Origin of the sequence: Arenibacter hampyeongensis, from assembly GCF_002909255.1 — a bacterium.
In the GTDB taxonomy this organism is placed as follows: domain Bacteria; phylum Bacteroidota; class Bacteroidia; order Flavobacteriales; family Flavobacteriaceae; genus Arenibacter; species Arenibacter hampyeongensis.
The window spans coordinates 88,748-111,640 of record NZ_PIOB01000004.1 but is presented as its reverse complement, the minus strand read 5'-3'; the positions used below and the strand labels follow the sequence as shown (position 1 = coordinate 111,640).

Here is a 22,893-nt window from a genome sequence, read left to right as displayed (position 1 = left end):
CAATGATAATGTCGAATGTTCAAAAGTTGAAAGTTGAAAGTCCTCACGGAGATTGAGCGTAGGAAGAATCTAGAGCCTAGATGCTAGAGCCTAGACTAAAGTCTTCTGTTGAAAGTCGTCACTTCGAGTGGTTTTATGGAGTGAAACGAAATAAAATTGGTTTGAGAAGCACTCGGTTCTCGATACAAAATGCCTATCGCCCGTCACTTCGAGCCTGCCTGCCGGCAGGCAGGTGATTTTATGTAGCGCAGCGCAATAAAATTGTATCGAGAAGTAGAAAGGTGTTATAATGTTGAAAGTTGATATGTTCAAAGTTGGAATTGTGTAGTTATAAGCTAGAACCTGGAACCTAGAGACTAGACTAAAGATTTGTGCTGAAAGTTATTTAATGGATGCTCCTTCCCCTAGCTAGGGGAAGGTGGCTTCGACGTAGGAGAAGACGGAAGGGGTAGCCTGGGTGGCAATCGGATTCTTAGAGTGAACAGTCTTCGGTAGTCAGTGGCTTCGACTTCGCTCAGCACAGGCCCAAGGGAAGGAGCTAAAACTTTTTACTTTAAAGGACCTTTTTCAACATTGAACCATTTTCAAATTCAATCATTTTCAAATTACCAAATTCCCTCTTGGCTCTTGGCTCTTGGCTGCACCCATATAAAACACAAAACCCCCTTCAATTGCTTGAAGGGGGTCTTTAATATATGAATTGAGGTTCTTATTTCACTTCCTCGAAATCTACGTCTTCCACGTTGTCGGCTTCTTTGGCCTCTCCGTTGGATGATGCTGTATCTCCACTACCGGCCGGTGCACCTTGTTGTGCATCTGCCTGGGCTTTGTATATTTCCTCAGAAGCTACTTTCCAAGCCTCATTGATCTTATCCAAAGCTGGAGAAATCAAAGCCAAATCTTTGGCTTCATGGGCCTTTTTAAGTTCTTCCAAGGCATCCTCAATAGGCTTCTTCTTATCAGCGGACAATTTTTCGCCAAATTCTTTCAATTGCTTTTCAGTCTGGAAGATCATTCCGTCGGCCTCGTTCAATTTATCGGCAGTTTCCTTAGCTACTTTATCAGCTTCTGCATTGGCTTCAGCTTCCGCTTTCATCTTTTTGATCTCTTCCTCTGTCAATCCTGAAGAAGCTTCAATTCTAATGTCCTGCGTTTTGTTGGTAGCCTTATCGGTAGCCGATACTTTTATAATACCATTGGCATCAATATCAAAGGTAACTTCGATCTGTGGCGTTCCTCTTTGTGCTGGTGGAATACCATCCAAATGGAAACGTCCTATAGTCTTGTTATCCTTTGCCATTGGGCGTTCTCCCTGCAATACATGGATCTCAACAGATGGCTGATTGTCAGCTGCCGTGGAGAATACTTGCGATTTCTTTGTAGGGATGGTCGTGTTGGCGTCTATCAATTTGGTCATTACGCTACCCATAGTTTCAATACCTAGGGACAAAGGCGTAACATCCAATAAAAGAACGTCTTTTACATCTCCTGTCAATACCCCACCTTGTATAGCGGCACCTACTGCAACTACCTCATCAGGGTTAACACCTTTGGAAGGTTTCTTCCCAAAGAACTTCTCAACGGCATCCTGTACCGCAGGAATCCTTGTAGAACCACCAACCAAAATAATTTCGTCTATATCGCTCTTGCTTAATCCAGCCGCTTTTAAGGCAGTGGCACAAGGCTCAATGGTACGTTTTACCAAATCATCGATCAATTGCTCAAACTTGGCTTTGGTCAAAGTACGCACCAAATGCTTAGGTCCTGAAGCCGTAGCGGTAACGTATGGAAGGTTAATTTCAGTCTGCGCAGAAGACGACAACTCAATTTTTGCCTTTTCAGCAGCCTCTCTCAAACGTTGCAATGCCATAGCATCCTTACGTAGGTCTATGCCTTCCTCTTTGTTGAACTCATCGGCCAACCAGTCGATTATCTTTTGATCCACGTCATCACCACCCAAGTGGGTATCCCCATCTGTGGCCAATACTTCAAAAACACCGTCTCCCAATTCCAGGATGGAAACATCATGTGTTCCTCCACCAAAATCGAAAACCACTATTTTCTGATCCGTGTCTTTTTTGTCCATCCCGTAGGCCAAAGAGGCTGCGGTAGGCTCGTTTATAATTCTTTCTACGGTAAGTCCGGCAATTTCACCGGCCTCTTTTGTAGCCTGTCTTTGTGCATCGTTAAAGTATGCAGGAACGGTAATTACCGCTCTAGTAACCGTTTGTCCCAAGTAATCCTCGGCAGTTTTCTTCATTTTCTGAAGGATCATAGCCGAAAGTTCCTGTGGAGAATACAAACGTCCATCTATATCTACTCTAGGAGTATCGTTGTCTCCCTTAACTACCTTATAAGGTACCCTTGTGGCTTCCTTGGTAGATTCAGAGTATTTATTTCCCATAAAACGTTTTATGGAATAAATGGTTTTGGTGGGATTTGTAACGGCCTGTCTTTTTGCAGGATCTCCAACCTTAATTTCGCCACCCTCTACAAAAGCAATGACAGATGGAGTAGTTCTCTTACCTTCTGCGTTTGGGATAACAACAGCTTCGTTACCCTCCATTACGGAAACACAAGAGTTTGTTGTTCCTAAATCTATTCCAATAATTTTACTCATGTTTATATATTTACTGTTTTCAAAATTCTTTTTAGCACTCGCGTCTATTAGGTCAATGATTGTGCCATGACAAAAAATATGACAAGCTGTCAGAACCAACCCTTTAATTGACCAAAAATTGCAGGTTTATATGCTTTTTTGGGCATTCCCCCTTGGCCAAAAATATGCCAAGCGGTCGTGCTTTCCATTCCTAGTCCCAATAGTGTCCATTTCAATGTCCCCTCTTGGGAGCTATCCATTGCAATCACTAATGCATTTTTTAGTTGAAAGTTCAAAGTTCAAAGTTCAAGGTTCAAAGTCGAATGCCCTTCACTCCGTAGGAGAAGAAGGAATCTAGAGCCTAGATGCTAGAACCTAGACATAAGGCTTATGTTGAAAGTCGTCACTTCGAGCCTGCCTGCCGGCAGGCAGGTGATTTTGCATAACGAATTGAAGCAAAATCGTATCGAGAAGTGAACAACGTGCAAAATCCGGTTCTCGATACAAAATACCTATCGCCCGTCGCTTCGAGCCTGCCTGCCGTCAGGCAGGTGATTTTGCATAACGAATTGGAGCAAAATTGTAGCGAGAAGTAGAAGGCGTGCAAAAAATCGTTCTCGATACAAAATACCTATCGCCCGTCACTTCGAGTGATTTTATGTAGCGCAGCGCAATAAAATTGTATCGAGAAGCACTCGGTTCTCGATACTAAATGGCTATCGCCATTTCACTCGAACTGACGAAAGATTTAAAACCGTCATTGCGAGTTTATCTGCCGTTAGGGAGGCTTGCCTTCCGATAGGGAGGAGAAGCGCGGCAATCTGCCTATTCCAATGAACAGTTAACAATTAGCAATAAACAATGTTTATGTCAAATGTTCAAAAGTTGAAAGTTGAAAGCCCTTACGGAGATTGAGCCTGCCTGCCGGCAGGCAGGCGTAGTCGAAATCGAAGTTTGAAAAGAGTAGTAAGAATCTAGAGGTTGGACTTTTGGCGAAAAAAATATTCCCCTCTTGAGAAAGCCTTTCCCGCCTTTTGCCTGGAGATTAGGGGTGTTTCACCCTATACGCTATCCTATATCCCATTCCTAAGCCTGGGCTCTCAATCCCTTCCGTCTCCTCCGCTGCCGGCGGAGAATCCACCTTCCCATATGCTTCGACTCCGCTCAGAATAGGCCCAAGGGAAGGAGCCGAAATTTTTACTTAAAATACTTTTTTCAATAATAACCCATTAGTAAATTTTCAAATTACCACATGGCCTCAATTTCAAATTAATTCATTAATCCATCGATAGATTTCCACATTGGTACATTGGTACATTTTCAAATTATCTCATTTTCAAATTAACCAATTATCAAATTACCACATTAACTCACTTTCAAATTGATCCATTTCCCAATAGATAATCCTATATTTACTAAGAATTTTAACCTATTGGTAAATGGAGTGCATTAGTGTTTTCGATATGCTTAAAATCGGGGTCGGCCCATCCAGTTCCCATACTTTGGGACCATGGCGTGCCGCCGACCGTTTTATTGGGGAACTACTGGAAAAAAAAGTATTCCCTTCCGTTACCCACATCCAAATAGAAGTTTATGGTTCCCTCTCCTTGACCGGGAAGGGTCACGCCACCGACTTGGCCATTATGCTTGGCCTCTCCGGAGCCGACCCGGTAACCATACCCATTGAAAACATAAGTGGTATTATAAAAGGTATTCAAGAAAATAAGAAGTTGCTTTTGAACAACTCCCTGGAAATTGCCTTCGACCCTAAATTGGATATCGTTTTTAAGAGGGAGTTTTTACCATTTCATGCCAATGGACTCACTTTTACCGCTAGCCTATCCAACGGCAAATCAATCAAGGAAACCTACTATTCCATTGGTGGGGGCTTTGTAGTCAAGGAAGAACTCAAGCGTTCCAAAAAGAAACTGGAAGTTTTCAAATCCTTCCCCTTTCCTATAGAAAAAGGGGTTGACCTATTGGCCGCCTGCAAAAAAGAAAATAAATCCATTTCCCAATTGGTGCTGGTAAATGAACGTTCCCTACGATCGGATGATGAAATAGATAAAGGACTACACCACATTTGGGATACTATGTTGGAGTGTATGTACATTGGGTGCCATACCGAAGGAAACCTTCCTGGTGGACTAAATGTACGAAGAAGGGCATACGATACCCATATAAAATTAAAAGGGGACCTCCCCTATTCCACTCCACAGGAATGGTTGCTCACCATTAGACAGACCGAAGTTAAATTCCGTTCCATTCTCAAATGGGTAAGTTGCTTTGCCCTAAGTGTCAATGAGGTAAACGCCTCCTTGGGACGTGTGGTCACCGCCCCTACCAACGGCAGTGCTGGGGTAATCCCTGCAGTCCTTATGTACTATATGGTCATCGAAAACCATGAAGCCACTTTTGAGCACATAAAACAGTTCCTCCTGGTAGCAGGTGAAATAGGCAGTATTTTTAAAAAGGGTGCTACCATTTCTGCGGCCATGGGTGGTTGTCAGGCCGAAATTGGGGTTTCCTCTGCCATGGCAGCTGCCGCACTGACAGAACTAATGGGCGGTACTCCCGAGCAAGTGCTTGTGGCGGCAGAAATTGCCATGGAGCATCATTTGGGCCTCACCTGTGATCCCATAGGTGGTTTGGTACAAATTCCCTGTATAGAAAGAAATTGCATGGGTGCCATAAAAGCCATCAATGCCGCTGAATTGGCGCTGGACTCCGATCCCGCCAATGCTAAAGTTCCGCTGGACAAGGTGGTGAACACTATGTGGGAAACCGCCAAGGATATGAGCACCAAATACAAAGAAACCTCGGAAGGCGGACTCGCCGTAGGGGTATACCTTAGTGACTGTTGATACCAAGTATTGAGTGAGGAGAAGTGAGTATTGAGAATCTAGATTCTAGAGCCTGGAAACTAGACGAAATCGTTATGTTGAAAGTTTGATGGTCAAAGTTCAAAGTTCAAGGTCGTTTGCCCGTCTCTTCGAGCCTGCCTGCCGGCAGGCAGGTGATTTTATGAAGCGCAGCGAAATAAAATTGTATCGAGAAGCACTCGGTTCTCGATACTAAATGGCTATCGCCATTTCACTCGAACTGACGACAGAACTAAAACCGTCATTGCGAGCTTGCCTTCCGATAGGCAGGAGAAGCGTAGCAATCTGCTTGTTACAATGAACAATCAACAATTAGTAATTATCAATTTTAATGTCCAAAGTTGAAAATTGCCGAACTGTCATTTCGAATAAATATCAGAAACCGAAGGTTCACGAATACCCCTAAAATAATTATGCCATGAGCTAAATCACACAAGTAGCTCAACCCATACATGAATTGAACACTTAACCTCTAAACAAAACCATAGATTCACGTATATCCTTAAAATAATTATGCCATGAACTAAATCGCACAAGCAGTTCAAGCCTGATGTGTGCGACTTCTCTCCCGACGGTTTTCTGGAGTCCCGAAAAGGGCCTGGGCTTTCAATCCCTTCCGTCTCCGCCGCCACTTGGCGGAGGATCCACCTTCCCTTGGTTAAGGGAAGGAGCCCTGTTTGTCGTAATCCTAAAGTTTGATCATTGAGTTATTTCCAAATTAACCGATTTCCAAATTTTCAAATTGTTTCATTAACCCATTGGTTCATTTTCACATTAATCCATTTCCACATTCACCCATTTCCACAATAACCCATTTTCAAATTAACTCATTTCCAAATCAACCAATTGTTACATTAACTCATTGGTAAATTTCCACATTAATCAATTTTCACATTCACCCATTTCCACAATAACCCATTTTCAAATTAACTCATTTCCAAATCAACCAATTGTTACATTAACTCATTGTTACATTTTCACATTAACCCATTTTCACATTAACCCATTTCCTCATTGATTCATTTTCAAATTATCAAATTGACTCATTTTCAAATTAACCTCTCTTTTCTCTTGGCTCTAGATTATGTCTTTTTCATTTTCACTCTTTGCTATTGGCTCTAGTCTCTAGTCTCTAGTCTCTAGTCTCTAGATATAGATCACCAAAACCCAAATTTCAATTATTCTAACACTTTATTTCAAAAATTAATAAGAAATGAATATTAAAGGCAATATATGATGTAAATCATGTAAAATATAGGAAGTTCCACACCTTCAAATAAGGTTTATTTGTAGAGGGCTGTAGTACCCCACTGAAGGAATACCTATTAATGATAATATTTAGAGACTGCCCATTTAATGCAACCATAATAATTAATTACATGAGAAAAAGTTTTCCAAATTTCATATGGACCCTAGTCTTGGTCACCATATCTTGTTCAGAAGCCCCTAAAACGGAAACAAAAACAGCATCGCAACCCATTTACAAGGATGTTCCCTATCTACAGGATTACAGCATAAAATTCAACAAACAAGAGGACAAAATTATGTTGTCCCAAGTATTTATGGATCGGAATGAAGTTATACAAGTGGCTTCATCTGAAGGCATATTGCGTACACACGATGGCCAATTCCTATATCCTGGGGTCCTTTTACAGGATAATACCTACCGCCCAATAGCCGATAGGAATATTACGGCAATCACCCTTTTTAAAGATCAATTTGTATACCTAGATGATAAGGCGGTCCTCAGCAATGCATGGGCCGGTAGTCTTTACCTTGAGCACGAATTACCTAAGGCAAATATTATTGCCCCCGGGAGCGATTTCAATTTTTTGATCAGTGATGGTGTAGCGCTTCAATATGTTTCCAAAAATAAGAAGAGCTGGAAGGGAGCCCTTGCCAAAGACAAGGTAAAAGCTATTAAATTCAACCCAAAAACCAAGACCTTCTGGGTATTGGGAGAAAAATCCATAGCTTCCTTCAACCCTAGGGACCAAACGCTTAAAACGGTTTTTGAAAAAGGCAATTTTACCTCTTTTGCCCTATTTGAAAACAAATTGATCCTTACTACTTTGGATGGTTATCTGGAAGTGGATGCCAATACTGGCAAGCAAATTGGGGAAAAGAAAACCAAATTGCCCTGGACAGAAATTACCTATGTTGTGGAAATTGATGGCCACCTCTGGTTCGGATCCACCAAAGGGGTATTTATGCTCAAAAAAGATGGTAAATTCAATTACTATAATGGAAAACGCTGGTTGCCAAGCAACAATGTTGTACACATATCCAAAGGTACAGATGGTTCTATGCTAATATTGACCGATGCGGGACTGGGACAAATAGTATATGAGGAAATGACCTTGTTCGACAAGGCCCAATATTATGAAAAACAGGTTCGCAATAGACATATCCGACTTGGTTTTAATGCAACCTTGGTGGATATGGACAATGGCAATTTTGATACAGGGCGACTTTCCGATTCCGATAACGACGGACTTTGGACTACCATGTACCTAGCTGGTGAGGTTTTCCGTTATGCGGTGACCAAATCCGAAGACGCACTTCAGAACTGTAGAGAGTCCATGGACGCCATGGAAAGGTTGTTCAGTATTAATAATGTACCGGGCTTTCCTTCCAGATCATTTGAACGCAGCGGCTATAAAGAGCGATTGCATGATCCAGAAAGATGGCAACCTTCCGATGACCCCGAATGGGATTGGAAATCTACCACCAGTAGTGATGAGGCCATTGGACATATTTTCGCCTATGCCGCTATGGCCGAAATCATGGACAACGATCTTAAAGATCGGGCCATAGTTCTGATAGACACCCTAATGAGCCATATTGTAAGAAATGATATGTATATGGTAGATTTTGATGGTAAACCCACCACATGGGGCCGATGGAATCCAGAATACGTAAATGCCCGACCAAAGATGGTCGGCGACAGAAAAATAAATGCTTCCAATATTATAGGCATGTTGCAAACAGCCTATCATTTTACCGGTAAGGAAAAATATAAGGAAAAGGCCTTTGACCTGATGGATAATCACGGTTATTTTGAAAACCTGATGTGGCTTATGAAAGATGTGGCCAAAGCTCCGGATGATGCTGATGATTGGAGTAAGATGTTGTCCGAATCCTGGAACCATTCCGATGACGAAATGTACTTTGTGGGGTATTGGGGTCTGTATAAGTATGCCTTTAACGATACCCTTAAAGCAAAATTCAAAGAAGCTATTATTGATCACTGGGAAATTGAACGACCAGAAAAAGAAGGCGCATGGAATATTATGACCGCCCTCACTGGAACTCAGGAGTTCGACTTGGAAGAGGCGGCCTGGTACCTTAGGGAACACCCAATGGATATGGTATCATGGAACATTATGAACAGTCATAGAAAAGATCTCACCTTCCTGGAACCTAATTTCAGGGAGCAGACCCTTAGCGAAGTGCTGCCACCGGACGAAAGACCGGTTCAACGCCACAATGCCAATATGTTTAGATTGGACAGAAACTCCGCAAAGGACGGTTCTGAAGAGTTTTCTGCCGGCGATATCTGGCTATTGCCCTATTGGATGGGAAGATATTTAGGGGTTATCAGTGCCCCTGAAAAAATAACTAAAGAATAGAATTTAAAATATTAACAACCTAAGTAAGTAGTATGGATTTTACAAAAAAGCATATGAAGTTAAAATTTGATAATAGACCAATGCTCCTATTGTTCGTGACTCCCATACTATTTAGTGCTTGTGGACAAAATAATTTTAAAATGGAAAAACAAATAACCCAAGACCTAACTTATAACCATGATCTGGACAGCAATGATAATTTTTCTCCAGATGATGAATGGTTGGTCTATGACGCCCGTACCGAAGCAGGTGGCATTGGCGGTAATGGAAAAATAGAAAAGATACATCTTAAAACCGGTAAAAAAGTAGTCCTATATCAACTGGAGCAAAACCAGGACTACGGTCCGGGTGTTGGTGCCGTAAGTTATAGCCATACCAATAACGAAGTGGTTTTTATACATGGACTATTGAATTGTTCCGAAGAGAAACCCTACGAGCAATGGCGTAGATCTGGAGTAATTATAAAGGATGACAATCCCGGAGAGCCCATTTTTATGGATGCCAGGGACATCTCCCCTCCATTTACAGTAGGAGCACTTAGAGGAGGAACCCACAGACACGAATATAGCGGGGACGGACAATGGATAGGCTATACCTATAACGATGCCATTATGAAGAAGCTCGAAGATTCAACCGGGGTAACACATAATCTAAGAACCATTGGGGTATCCAAAAATCATCAACCGGTAACTGTTGCCGAATCCCCCGACGGTGAAAATTTTTCCGGGGAATGGTTCAGTGCCCTCGTAGTAAAAGTAGTGCCAGACCCAAATCCGGGGTCCGATGAAATTAGCCGGGCGGCCGGAGATAGTTGGGTTGGACATTCCGGTTACCTGAAATCCGATGGCGCTACCCAAAGGGCAAGGGCCTTTATTGGGACTACCACTAACAAAGAAGGAGAGCAGGTAGATGAAGTTTATATCGTGGACATCCCGGAAGATATCACCATTCCTGGAGACGGTGCTTTGGAAGGAACAGAAACCACCATGCCAGCCCCTCCAAAAGGAACCCAGCAACGCAGGCTTACCTATACGACCAATAACAAGTACCCAGGGTGTGAAGGTATTGTCCGTTCCTCTTATGGAGGAAGCATGCTAGCCTATTTGGCCCAAGATGACCATAACATAAAACAGTTATTCACCATCTCCCCTTGGGGCGGCGAACCCGTACAACGTACCTTTCATGACTCGGATGTTCAAGGTGGAATACGTTGGCATCCTAAAGAGCATCGTCTCCTCTATGTTTGGCAGAATTCTTTGATCGGGTTAAATATCGAAGGCGGAAAAAATACCGTCTTGACGAAACCAACGCAAAATCCACCTAAAAATACAGTTTGGTCGCACGATGGAAGTAAAATTGCCTATAACCGTTTGGTTTCCAACAATGGGGAAACACCAACAATGCAGATTTTTGTCATAGAACTTTAACCAGACGAACATGAGATCAATACTATTATCAGTAACCTTTATCATTGCTTTTTCCTTTGGCAGCACAGCACAGGAAACCAAGTTTTATCAGGACATAGCCTTTATTCATGCGAATGCCGAAGGGCTTCCCTCAGGAAATATCCAGCACATATCAGTAGCCAACAATACGCCAACTGCCATAACCTCTTATGGACAATATGAATGGAAGGATTCTAAATGGTCCTCCAATAATAGGGCCGCAACATCTGCTTCCTCCCCTATTTTTAAAGGTCTTCCTGAAGATACCGGTAAGGTACTGAGCTGGACAACTTACGGTGATACCACCTACGTTGGATGCGAAAACGGACTTTATGTAAAAACTGGAAAAAATAAATGGAGACAGGAACTCCCCTCTGACGAGAACTATAGTTGGGCCTTGAAGGACGTTGCCGCCTTAACCGTGGACTCCAATAACCGTCTGTGGTTCGGTTCCAAGGCAGGCATTGGCCGCTTAAACAAAGGTAGCTGGAAACTGTATACGGGTAAGGAAGGAGTACCCTATAATCATTTTACATCTGCAGCTTCGGGCCCAGCGGGACAAGTCTGGTTTGGTACCGAAAATGGAGCCTTTAGGGTAGAAAATGATGAATTTTTCTACCGATCCAACCGCAGATGGTTACCGGATAACCATGTAAATGATATTGCCGTTGATTTGGAAGGCACGGCTTGGATAGCTACCCCAAACGGGCTAGCCCAAATTATTTCCAAGGAAATGACCTATGGCGATAAAGCTACCCATTTTATAAATCAGGTAGAGGAAAGACACAATAGGATCGGCTTTATTTGTCAAAGTCATCTTTCCGAACAATTCAATATCGATACCAGCAAATTGGCCATCTCGGACAATGACGGTCAGTATACGGCCATGTACGGGGCAGCCCAAGCATTTAGGTACGCACTTACCAAAGACCCAGAGGCCCGGGAACTCGCCAATAGAAGTTTTTACGCCTTAAAATGGCTGGTAGACATCACTTATGAGCCTGGATTTCCTGCAAGGGTAATCATCCCTGTGGATTGGCATGAACCTGTAAATGAGCAATACAGTAAGGAATACAATCGCCGAAATCAGGCAAACGATCCCTTTTGGAAAGATATTTTTCCCCGTTTCCCACTAAGTGAAGACGGAAAATATAGATGGAAATGTGATACCAGCTCGGATGAGCTGGCCGGACATTATTTTTATTACGGGATTTACTATGATCTGGTAGCCGAAACCAAAGAAGAAAAAGATGCCGTTAAACAAGTGGTCTCGGATGTTACCGACCACCTTATTCGGCATGGTTTCAAACTGGTGGATTATGATGGAAAACCAACCCGTTGGGGGAGTTTTGATCCGGATTATTTCAATTCCGTTTGGGGCTGGGATCAACGAGGTTTAAATGCCATGATGATGCTTTCCTTTTTGAACGTTGCCACCCATGTAACCGGAGACCCAAAATATGAAGAAGTGGCCGAAAAGCTTCGTGAAGAGGAAAATTACGATATCTACGCCATGCATGCCAAAGAATTTTTTCCGCCGGAAAATGCGGTTCCATGGGATAACAACCTTGGTTTAATGAGTCTTTATGGCCTTATAAATTATGAACAGCATCCGGAAAGGCAAATTATGTACCGCATAGCCCTTGAGAATGCTTGGCTGCATATAAGCAAGCAGAAAAATGCCTTTTGGGACGGCCTCTATGGTGCCATGACAGGCTTTTTTACCAAAAAAGTGGATGAAGGCTTTTTTAATCCCGAGGAATTATTTGTTGAAAATCCCTTATTTGCCAAGGCTTCCATAAAGAGGTACTACAAGAGTAGTTTGGATACCCAATACATGACGGAAACCTTACAACGAATTCCCTTAGATCTCATAGGCTATGACATGGACAATACCCACCGTCTTGATATTTTGCTGGACCCAACACCGGGCCAGTCAAAAGGTATGGGCTGGGGCAATGACACCTATGCACTACCAATAGACGAAAGAGGCCACGTAAGATTGGACCGTGATGCCACTGTTCTCCACGATAACGAAGGTAATGGATACGCTGAGCACGAGGGTACATTTTATCTCCTGCCCTATTATTTAGCCACTTATCACAAGTTAATTAAACCTTAGAACACCATAAAGGAGTAACACTAACGCACTTTTAATATTTATTCAAATGCCTGGGTTTCCAAAAATAGTATTGCTCGTATTCCTATTAGCCCTTGGCTATGGTCATGCACAGAATGGGATTTCCAGGCCAAAAAATGGCAATACCTATGTTATTGCGCATAGAGGAGTACATAACGGGATTCCAGAAAATTCCCTAGCGGCATATCAGAAAGCCATAGATCTGGGCTGTGATTTCGTTGAAATTGACGTTAGGACCACCAAGGATGGCGAATTTGTAAGTGTTCATAATGCTACCATAGATGCCTATGTTATAGGAGCATCAGGCCTGATAAGCGACCTTACCTTGTCTCAATTAGGTGCTCTTGACATAGGAATAAAAATAGGCGAAAAGTGGCGCAACACCAAAATACCGACCTTTGAGGAAATCCTAGCACTGTGCCAAGGAAAGATTGGCATATATTTGGACCTAAAAGAAGCGGACCCCAAGGCTTTGATCTCAATAATAAAAAATTATGGCATGCAAGAATCCATAGTTTGGTATATCTCCGCAGCGGACCACGAAGCACTTGTGGATTTTAAAACTAATTGTCCAGAATGCCTAATAATGCCAGATCCGGGTAAAAAAAGAAATATCCGAAAGGTACTTAGCGCTTATGCTCCTATAATTATGGCCTCCGATATGGACCATATTTCAAAATCCTTTGTAAAAAAACTACATGCAAATAAGGTAAAGGTATTTGTGGATGATGAGGAGGATGACCCTCAGAAATGGGAACAGCAATGGCAAATGCTTCTTAATCTTGGCGTGGATGGCATACAGACCGATCAACCGGAAAAGTTGATTGGATTTATATCAGCTTCCAAAACCCAATAACCCCAATTCATCGTTGCCTTATATTCTTCCTGCTATGCACTAATAATTGTAGTTGGCATACGCTTTGCAATTAGCTATTTCTTTAAAAATTCTTATATCCCAATGGATTAATCCTTGATCACCGCCTTCGCCTTGTCCTTTATTTTACCTATCAATGATTTTTTGGCCTTTATGCCTTCAACCGATCCTAAATTATCCTGTGGTGCTGTGGTTGTGCTATTGTCCTCTATGCTACTGTTTTCGGCTACAGCGGTTGTTGGCGTAGCGGCAGTATTCTTTTCCTCTTTAGATGCAACAGGACTGTTTACAGACATTTTTGTTTTAACAGTGGCTACAATTTCACCATTGAGCCATTCCTTAACAAAACCGGTAAAAACATCGTTTACCTCCTTCCCTGCCCTATAGCAGGCCTTCCATTGTGGACTTTTCTTTTCATAGACCGGATTTACAAATTTTCGGATTTTATAATTATCCGGCTCAGTAAGTTTGGCGCCGAAATCAACTGTACCAACTAATGCCAAATATTCCTGCAATCTTCTTTTCACCAAAACTTCTGGATTGGCAGGAAAGGACTGTTCCCATAATTCCTTATTGGGAAATGGTTTCTTGGATTCCTCCATAATACCGTTGATACCAGCTTGGGTCTCGTCCCTTAGTTTTTTCTGCTCTGCGACATAGGCCTTGTCATTAGGGTAATTCTCAATATTTGAATTAATGACTATTAGGTCCTTTTTCAAGGAAGTCAGGCCAACGCCATTCGAGTTGGTTAAAGGCATGGCATCTTCCCTTAACTCATTGTATGACGCTATAAATTCCTCACTGTTGATGTAAGTTTTGATGTAGGCACATAACTCCTTCGCCGCCCCGGTTTTATCCCCGGATATTATTGAAGGCAACAATTTGGCATAAGGTACTTTAAAGGAATTTTGGCCAACTCCATTTTTCATGGGACCAGAATCAAATCTCCCAACAAAATTGCCAATAATACTATAATGTGCATATTTGGCATCCATTCCCAATTTCGCGACTATATCATTGACCAAATTAATAGCAGATATAGACAATAAACCCAACACGGCAATTAGTAATACAATTTTAGTTTTCATTGTTTTTTTATATTGGTTAAACACCCAGTTTTCAATACTTTTTTTTGACAGCTATAAAACATTCCTTAAAATGCCTATTGAAATTCCTACCCCTTTCAATTTTCAGAAACTGGCCTATAAGTATGTTAAAAGTCCATATAAATTTCACCTCCCGCAATCCCCTAAAAACAGGATTTTTCAATAACATCCGAGACAAATTTGGGGCGACATTTAATACCAATGATTTTAGTTTGAAAATGGACCTGAATAAGTTGGGCAATTGCAAAAACTGGGAATCATACTAACTATTGGCAATAATTTAAGTTAACGGTCTTTGGGAAACTACCCTAAGAATTGTGAAGGTCCTTGAAGTTGTGGCCAAAAAATGTCCCAAAAGATCACGGGATTGTGTTTTAGCTTTCCTTGTAGAGGTAATTGGGTAGCTATATCCCCTAGATCGAAGAATATTTAAGAAAGATAAAATTCCTTCAACCAAATCCGAGGTATGTCTTAATTGCAGCCTTCCTTCCTCCTGGTATCGATCAAATAAATGATTTTCCAGATACCCTTTTCGTTAAAGAGCTGAAAGGAATTTACCCCACAATGGCTAAAATTATCGTTCACCCAAAATTCATATGATGTCCATGCATTGGCCATGGAGCCATCAATTTGGATATTATAAGTCAGGATTCTTTCTTCAAATTTTGTCGTAGACGGAATGGACACAATCGATTTTAAAAAATTCCCAAAATCTTCGGTTTTCACTTCCTCTAAACCCTCGGCATTTTTTCCAATGGTCTGCATCACAATATTCTTGGAAACCGTTTCCTTTATGGCCATTGAATCCTGTTCATGAAAGGCCTTAAAAAAAGCATCAATGGTGTTTTTCACCAACTCCTCTCCCCCATTCTGAGCATGCATAACAGAGGCGAACATAAAGAACAAAATGATTGACCAAATTTTATTCATTTGAAATGCATTTAGAAGTCAATTAAAAATAATCAAAAAAAACAAAAGGTTGAAACAACTTTAATTTTTGGAACAAATCATTACTTTTATCCCACCAAAACCGAAATAAATGTCCACTGCCAAAAAAGAATACAAAAGAGTTACTGTAAAATCTCTCGTTGATATGAAAAAAAACGGCGAGAAAATATCCATGTTAACGGCTTATGATTATTCTATGGCCAAAATTGTCGACGCTGCCAATGTAGATGTAATATTAGTGGGCGATTCTGCCAGTAATGTAATGGCCGGACATGAAACTACCTTACCTATTACCCTAGATCAAATGATCTACCATGCCTCTTCTGTAATTCGTGCAGTAAATAGAGCCCTGGTGGTAGTTGATATTCCGTTTGGAAGTTATCAAAGTGATCCAAAAGAGGCCTTGAGATCCGCTATAAGGATTATGAAAGAAAGTGGGGCCCATGCCGTAAAGGTTGAAGGTGGGCAGGAAATTAAGGAATCGGTCAAAAGAATTTTGAATGCAGGCATCCCGGTAATGGGACATTTGGGCCTAACGCCACAATCCATTTATAAATTTGGGACTTATACCGTCAGGGCAAAAGAAGAAGATGAGGCCGATAAGCTAATTGAAGATGCCAAACTATTGGAAAAAATGGGCTGTTTTAGCATTGTACTTGAAAAAATTCCGGCCAAATTGGCCAAGGAGGTTGCCGAAAGTGTCTCCATTCCAATTATAGGAATTGGGGCCGGAAATGGTGTTGACGGCCAAGTATTGGTGATACACGACCTATTGGGTATTACCCAAGAATTTAATCCAAGATTTTTACGCAGGTACCTTAACTTATATGAGGAGATGGGCAAGGCCATTTCGCATTATGTAGATGACGTAAAAACCAAGGACTTCCCAAGTGATGACGAGCAATATTAAACTGGTTTTAATATTACTTCCTATAATTTATGCCATTTTCATTATTGATATTGGTCTTTGAACTAGATAATTAATTCAACCTAAGTGTCCACAAAAATAATTTCTACCCCAGAGAATCTTCAGGTATTGTATGAGGACAATCACCTTATAGCCGTTAATAAAAGGGCCGGCGATATTGTACAAGGGGATAAAACCGGGGACACACCATTGAGTGAGGTTGTTAAACAGTATATTAAAACAAAACAAAACAAACCTGGGAACGTATACTTGGGGGTAGCACACCGGCTGGATAGACCTACCACGGGTATAGTGGTCTTTGCAAAAACTTCAAAAGCCCTACCCAGACTCAACAAATTGTTTGCTGAAAAAGATGCCCAAAAAACGTATTGGGCAGTGGTCAACAAGATGCCAGAAAAAGAAAATGATACCCTTATCCATTGGTTAAAGAGAAATACAAAACAGAATAAATCCTATGGCCATAAAAATGAGGTCCCGGACAGCAAAAAAGCCATTTTAGACTATAAGGTGATCAAGAGCCTAGATCGTTATTTTTTATTGGAAATTGATTTAAAAACCGGCAGACACCATCAAATAAGAGCACAACTGGCAGCCATTGGATGTGCCATTAAAGGTGATTTAAAATATGGTTCGGACCGAAGCAATAAAGATGGTAGTATCCATCTGCACGCTAGAAGCCTTTCTTTTGTTCATCCTGTAAAAAAAGAAATGCTGCAACTTATAGCCCCACCGCCGGAGGACAGTGTATGGAACGCATGTACCTGATTTTTCACTACATTTAACAAATGGCATATCCGTAACTCGGACATAAAAATTAATTCTGTGGGCAAGACAACACTATTTATTGTAAGTATAATGTTTATGGGTTCTTGTGGAAGTTACAATTCCATAGATACCTTTTATGAAGCCCATAAAAATGACAACCAGGTTACTGCCATCCGTGTACCCCATTTTATGATATCGCTTTTAAGTAATATTTCACCAGAAATAAATGCATTGATCGGAGATACCAAAGATTTAAGGTATATGCAGTTTCCTGTGGAAACTCCTGCAAAGGCCGATTTCCTAAACAAACAAATGAATGGAATTACCGGAAATTCCTTTATCGAGATTTTTCGTAAAAATGATGATTTAAAACGTTCCGTGGTTTCCATAAGGGAACGAAAAAATTCTGTCAAGGAAATTTTAATATTCAACAATAATAATAAAACCGGATCATTCCTTTATTTTAATGGCGATTTTGACCCAGTTAAAGTACGGGGGATGGCAAAAAATAATGAGTTTGATAAACTTTCCGAAAGCCTGATCAAGGAGTATAATCCCAATACCCCTTCCTTAAATAACTAGTACATTTATTTATAGGACCGCACACTCTCTATTACCACAGAACTTAAAATTAATATTCCGCCCATAACGGTGGTCCAGCTAGGAATTTCTGATAAAAAAACGATACCGATCAATATACCATATATTGGTTGTATACTACTTAGAATGCTCACCGTGGTAATGCTAAAGTGTTTAAAACAATTTAGGAACAGGGTGTGGCCAATGGCAGTTGTAAACAGGGCCAATGTCAACAGTGCCGGCCATTGATCGCTTATGGCTTCAACATTATAAATAAAAAATACGGGCGCCAAAATAAGTCCCACTATGCCCGTTTGATAGGTCATCATCATGGAACCATTGTAATGTGCCGCCCTGGACTTTAATATAATATTCCTAACAGCGTATGCCACAGCCGAAAAAACACCTAGACCCACAGCAATAACATGTGTGCTGCCGGTGTTAAAATCCGGTGCCAACAAATAAATTCCGGCCAATACCAAAAGTCCCAAAACAAAATGAATTCTTTGGAAGGGCGTTTTTAAAATCAAGGGTTCCAATAAGGCCGTTATTATGGGATAGGTAAACATAGATAACATGCCAATTGCCACATTGGAAAGCTGCAGTGCATAAAAATAGGTCAACCAATGCACCCCCATAATAATTCCTCCTAAAAAAAGTATAGGTCGGTCTCTTTTTTCTATATGGAACGATATCTTTTTCCATTTACAATAGAGCACCAAAAATAAAAATGCCAATCCCGCCCTACTGGCTATAGTAACCGGAACCGGCAATTGTACATATCTTCCCAACGCTCCGGAAGTACTGATAAATAACATGGCCAGATTGATCTCTAGCAGATGGTTTATGTGAAGGCTTTTACTTTTCAAGAATAAATTTTATCGGGAAACGGACATGGCCTTTTCTTTTATAATCTGTGCAACGGGTTTATTTTGCAAGTGACTTTCCAGCCAAGAGATGATATCCAAATATAAAAAGGCACGCTTCTCATAGGGATGATTTTCATATTTTTTTAATTCATCGTACAACTTTTGGAATTCATTGGGCAATTCGTGCGGAAAAATATCGCCAAGACGTCTTAAAAATTTGATCATTTCCTTTTGTACGGCATGTAGATCGTTCATTTTTAACAGAAACTTATAGGTGCTTTTTAATTGCACTTCCAAGTGGTAGTCCATACCCGCTTCATAATGGGCTATAAGGCTTAAAACACGGGCAAAGCACATTAGATCTTCACGCATTTTAAGGTTCTTATTATTAATAATGCGCTTTAAATATTGGATACAGGTTTTGTTGTCCCCTATTCCAAAATAAAGACAGGCAATCTTATAGTACAATACCATAACGTGATGCTGGTCTATCCTATCTTTATGTTTATTAATACCGTATTCCACTATTTTGACCAAATAAAGGCCCTTTTCGAAATTACCTTCCAAAAAATGAAGGTTTAGTTTGTTCGAATTGATATACAAAAATGCCAAGGAGGCTATATTGTCATTGTCCGGAAATTCCTTACTGCTGACAATTTTTTCCATTTTCTCCAAAGTTTCCTTGAATTGGGAGCTATATTTTACATAGAACAAAGATTCCAACAAATAATGGTTTCCCTTTAAAAAGAATACAGGGTTTAAATAAATCATCTCCTTATTCTCGTAAAAAAGGTCAACCCATTTACTGGAATATTTATAACAGGACAAAAAATCCTGAGTTAGAAAACTGTACCAGAGATGTGCCTTGTATAGCCAAAGTTTTTCCCTAAAGCCAAGGTCTTCAATGTTATATTTTGGAAGGTGTTTTTCGAAATATTTCTGAACTCTTTTAAAATCCTCATCGCTTCTTACATAACCTATTTTCAGCATCTGCCCATACAACTGTAGCGCTAGGTTGGATAATTTACTGGTGATTACGTTTTGTGCCGAAAGTTGCTTGGCCTGTACGGCCAGTTCATCTGCCCTATCCGGGATACTGCGCGTAATATATTGGGTCTCGATCAACTTTTCAAATTCCACAATTTCATAGGCAACGTTCTTCTCCTCATTCTCAATGGCGGTGGCCTTGGCCTTGTCCAATATTTTAAGGCTTTGCTTATAAAGTCCCTTTTGATAAAGAATAGTAGCAAAATCCAATTGTTCCCGTATCTGCACCCTAATATTTTGATTCACGGGGTTTAACCTTAGACTCACCAAAATTTGTTTGTACAAGTGGGCCTTTAGGTTGGACAACTGTGCCTTCTTTACAATGCCATTTTCAAGTATTAATTTTTCATCATATACCTTAATTTTATCCATTAAATTAAAAAGAGCAAGAAATTTGGCATCGGTATTCACTCCCAAGCGACCAACATACAATTTAAATTGCCGCTTCTCTGACTTGGATAGTGATTTGACCAGAACGAATAATGCATCTTTATGCGCATTTGTCATCGTAATAATAAAGGTTTATATAATTGATATTCAGTGATTTATATACTACAAAAAGTTATTTAACGTTGTAAATGCCATTTTGCGATTTGGACTAGAAAACCTACTAGTACTATATTCGTATAGCGCACATAAAATTACGTAAATATAATGAGCAAAGAAAAGGTACATATTTTTGACACGACACTTAGGGATGGAGAGCAAGTACCCGGATGTAAATTGGATACTGACCAAAAATTAATTATCGCCGAAAGATTGGATGTTTTAGGGGTAGATATCATAGAAGCTGGTTTTCCAATTTCTAGTCCCGGGGATTTTAATTCTGTACAGGAGATTTCAAAAATTGTAAAAAATGCAACGGTATGTGGACTTACACGTGCTGTTAAAAAAGATATTGAAGTAGCCGCTGAAGCTTTAAAATATGCGAGAAGACCAAGAATACACACAGGTATCGGCACTTCGGAATCCCATATTAAGTTCAAGTTCAACTCCAATAAGGATGCCATCATAGAACGGGCAATCGAGGCGGTAAGTTACGCCAAATCCTTTGTAGAGGATGTGGAGTTTTACGCCGAGGATGCCGGTAGAACGGATAACGAATTTTTGGCTAGAGTATGTGAGGCCGTTATAAAGGCCGGTGCAACGGTTTTAAATATTCCCGATACAACAGGATATTGTTTGCCCGATGAATACGGGGCCAAAATAAAATACCTAAAGGAAAACGTAACTGGTATACATAAGGCCATTTTATCCTGTCATTGTCATAATGACTTGGGATTGGCAACCGCGAACTCCATAGCCGGTGTGATCAATGGTGCTCGGCAAATTGAATGTACTATCAATGGTATTGGAGAACGGGCCGGGAACACTGCCCTAGAGGAAGTGGTTATGATCTTAAGACAACACCCTGCCCTAAATCTGGATACCAATATCAATAGCAAATTATTATATGACACCAGTCAGATGGTATCCCAAAAAATGGGCGTATATGTGCAACCCAATAAAGCCATTGTGGGGGCAAATGCCTTTGCCCACAGCTCGGGAATTCATCAGGATGGGGTAATAAAAAATAGGGAAACCTATGAAATAATCGACCCTGCAGATGTGGGTGTAAACGAATCCTCCATAGTTCTTACTGCCAGAAGTGGTAGGGCAGCATTGGCTTATAGGGCTAAAAATGTTGGATACGAATTAACCAAGATCCAACTTGATGTGGTTTATCAGGAATTTTTGAAATTTGCGGATAGACAAAAAGAAATTTTTGACGAGGACATCCACGATATTATCGTTTCCAGTGGAATTAAAATAAAAAGCATAGCTTAAAATGAATCTAAAGATTACTCTTTTAGGGGGCGATGGAATTGGTCCAGAGGTTTTGGCACAGTCTGTAAAATGCCTGCAGGCGGTTGAAGAGACCTTCAACCATCATTTCACCTATACAGAAGGGTTAATTGGAGCTGCTGCTATGGATAGATTTGGCACCCCATTGCCTCAGGCGACCATAGACCTATGCCGGGCTTCGGATGCTATTATTTTTGGCACCATAGGCACTTTAAAATATGATGACAACCCAAGTGCAAAAGTGCGACCAGAACAGGGGTTGCTTCAGCTAAGAAGGGAATTACAACTTTTTACCAATATTAGACCAGTTAAGGTTTTTCCAACATTGGTCAATAAATCCCCCTTAAAAAAGCATGTTATTTTTGGAACGGATTTCGTCATCTATCGTGAACTTACCGGGGGAATCTATTTCGGTGAAAAAAAACTCAGTGAGGACGGAACAGTTGCTTCGGACTTATGTGAGTACTCGGAAAAAGAAATCAGTAGAATTGCCCATTTGGCATTTAAAGCAGCCAAGGGCAGACGAAAGAAACTGACTCTAGTGGACAAAGCCAATGTTTTAGCTACTTCTAGGCTATGGCGTAAAGTGGTCACCAGAATTTCTGAAAGCTATCCTGAAGTGCAGTTGGATTTTCTATTTGTGGATAATGCCGCAATGCAAATGATGTTAAACCCCAACGAATTTGATGTTATCCTAACGGATAATATGTTCGGGGATATCCTTTCCGACCAAGGTAGTGCCATTTGTGGATCCAAGGGATTACTGCCTTCGGCCTCCATAGGCAATGAGCATGCCATGTTTGAACCTTTCCACGGTTCCTACCCTCAGGCAGAGGGAAAAAATATAGCCAATCCTGTGGCTTCCATACTATCTATAGCCATGATGCTGAGCCATTTTGGACTTTATGAAGAATCTAGAGCAGTTGTAATTGCAGTGGATAAATCCATGAGAAAACATGTGGTTACCAGAGATTTAAGTGCAACAAGCAAATATGGTACCAGTCAAGTAGGCGATTTTATAGCTGGCAATATCATAGATTCTGATGAGAACCTGAATTATAACTATGAAAACATAGGATTGGGAAAATCAACCATCATTTAATTTCCTATTAGGCCATACTTAATTTTAACGTGTCCAGAGCCTTCAAAAAAATAGCAGTACTTACCACTTTGCTTCAACTAAATTGGCCAAAGGCCCGGAGATAAATGGGAAATCGGGATCCAAGGACCTGAG

General features: G+C 40.8%; 16 protein-coding genes. 10 read left to right on the top strand and 6 right to left on the bottom strand.

Translation table 11 applies throughout. The features are described 5' to 3' along the window. Window positions 1-709: 709 nt before the first annotated feature. A complete protein-coding gene (gene dnaK / locus CWD91_RS11320; RefSeq protein WP_103441070.1) occupies window positions 710-2,620 on the bottom strand; it encodes a molecular chaperone DnaK in 1,911 nt (636 codons plus the stop codon). Between the two features lie 89 nt (window positions 2,621-2,709). After that, a complete protein-coding gene (locus CWD91_RS22690; RefSeq protein ID WP_192877661.1) occupies window positions 2,710-2,895 on the bottom strand; it encodes a hypothetical protein in 186 nt (61 codons plus the stop codon). A 1,143-nt stretch (window positions 2,896-4,038) separates the two neighbouring features. Here CWD91_RS22690 and CWD91_RS11315 point away from each other — a divergent pair. The 5 genes from CWD91_RS11315 (at window position 4,039) to CWD91_RS11295 (ending at window position 13,554) form a co-directional block, all read left to right on the top strand. Beyond that, the gene (locus CWD91_RS11315; protein ID WP_103441069.1) at window positions 4,039-5,463 is read left to right on the top strand and encodes an L-serine ammonia-lyase; all 1,425 of its coding nucleotides are present in this window, start codon (window positions 4,039-4,041) and stop codon (window positions 5,461-5,463) included. 1,397 nt (window positions 5,464-6,860) lie between these two features. Further along, window positions 6,861-9,113 carry a hypothetical protein gene (locus CWD91_RS11310; RefSeq protein ID WP_103441068.1) on the top strand — a complete coding sequence of 751 codons (2,253 nt, stop codon included), beginning with the start codon at window positions 6,861-6,863 and terminating at the stop codon, window positions 9,111-9,113. 140 nt (window positions 9,114-9,253) lie between these two features. Further along, window positions 9,254-10,540: a DUF3748 domain-containing protein gene (locus CWD91_RS11305; protein WP_205164632.1), complete on the top strand. Its 1,287-nt coding sequence runs from the start codon at window positions 9,254-9,256 to the stop codon at window positions 10,538-10,540. Between the two features lie 10 nt (window positions 10,541-10,550). Next, complete coding sequence (locus tag CWD91_RS11300; protein ID WP_103441067.1) at window positions 10,551-12,680, top strand: hypothetical protein; 2,130 nt, start codon at window positions 10,551-10,553, stop codon at window positions 12,678-12,680. A 46-nt stretch (window positions 12,681-12,726) separates the two neighbouring features. Beyond that, window positions 12,727-13,554: a glycerophosphodiester phosphodiesterase gene (locus tag CWD91_RS11295; protein ID WP_103441066.1), complete on the top strand. Its 828-nt coding sequence runs from the start codon at window positions 12,727-12,729 to the stop codon at window positions 13,552-13,554. A 107-nt stretch (window positions 13,555-13,661) separates the two neighbouring features. Here the strand turns inward: CWD91_RS11295 and CWD91_RS11290 are convergent, their stop codons facing one another. Together CWD91_RS11290 and CWD91_RS11285 are read right to left on the bottom strand one after the other, a co-directional pair. Beyond that, window positions 13,662-14,660, bottom strand: a complete 999-nt coding sequence (locus CWD91_RS11290; RefSeq protein ID WP_103441065.1) for a hypothetical protein — start codon at window positions 14,658-14,660, stop codon at window positions 13,662-13,664. Window positions 14,661-15,149: 489 nt separating this feature from the next. Continuing rightward, complete coding sequence (locus CWD91_RS11285) at window positions 15,150-15,608, bottom strand: nuclear transport factor 2 family protein (RefSeq protein WP_192877660.1); 459 nt, start codon at window positions 15,606-15,608, stop codon at window positions 15,150-15,152. Window positions 15,609-15,717: 109 nt separating this feature from the next. On the opposite strand from CWD91_RS11285, the gene panB reads away from it, so the two are divergent. From panB to CWD91_RS11270, 3 genes are all read left to right on the top strand, one after another. Next, complete coding sequence (gene panB / locus CWD91_RS11280; protein WP_103441063.1) at window positions 15,718-16,536, top strand: 3-methyl-2-oxobutanoate hydroxymethyltransferase; 819 nt, start codon at window positions 15,718-15,720, stop codon at window positions 16,534-16,536. A gap of 84 nt (window positions 16,537-16,620) precedes the next feature. After that, on the top strand, window positions 16,621-17,319 hold the full coding sequence (locus CWD91_RS11275; protein WP_103441062.1) for an RluA family pseudouridine synthase: 699 nt from the start codon (window positions 16,621-16,623) through the stop codon (window positions 17,317-17,319). 57 nt (window positions 17,320-17,376) lie between these two features. Further along, the gene (locus tag CWD91_RS11270) at window positions 17,377-17,901 is read left to right on the top strand and encodes a DUF4252 domain-containing protein (protein ID WP_239985749.1); all 525 of its coding nucleotides are present in this window, start codon (window positions 17,377-17,379) and stop codon (window positions 17,899-17,901) included. A gap of 5 nt (window positions 17,902-17,906) precedes the next feature. On the opposite strand, the gene CWD91_RS11265 is transcribed toward CWD91_RS11270, so the two are convergent. Next, window positions 17,907-18,767, bottom strand: coding sequence for a DMT family transporter (locus tag CWD91_RS11265; protein WP_239985746.1), 861 nt, complete (start codon window positions 18,765-18,767; stop codon window positions 17,907-17,909). A gap of 9 nt (window positions 18,768-18,776) precedes the next feature. Beyond that, window positions 18,777-20,321: a hypothetical protein gene (locus CWD91_RS11260; protein ID WP_103441060.1), complete on the bottom strand. Its 1,545-nt coding sequence runs from the start codon at window positions 20,319-20,321 to the stop codon at window positions 18,777-18,779. Between the two features lie 147 nt (window positions 20,322-20,468). Here CWD91_RS11260 and CWD91_RS11255 point away from each other — a divergent pair, with 147 nt between their 5' ends. Continuing rightward, window positions 20,469-21,641, top strand: coding sequence for a 2-isopropylmalate synthase (locus CWD91_RS11255; RefSeq protein WP_103441059.1), 1,173 nt, complete (start codon window positions 20,469-20,471; stop codon window positions 21,639-21,641). 1 nt (window position 21,642) lies between these two features. Continuing rightward, window positions 21,643-22,761, top strand: coding sequence for a 3-isopropylmalate dehydrogenase (gene leuB / locus CWD91_RS11250; protein WP_103441058.1), 1,119 nt, complete (start codon window positions 21,643-21,645; stop codon window positions 22,759-22,761). Window positions 22,762-22,893 lie beyond the last annotated feature (132 nt).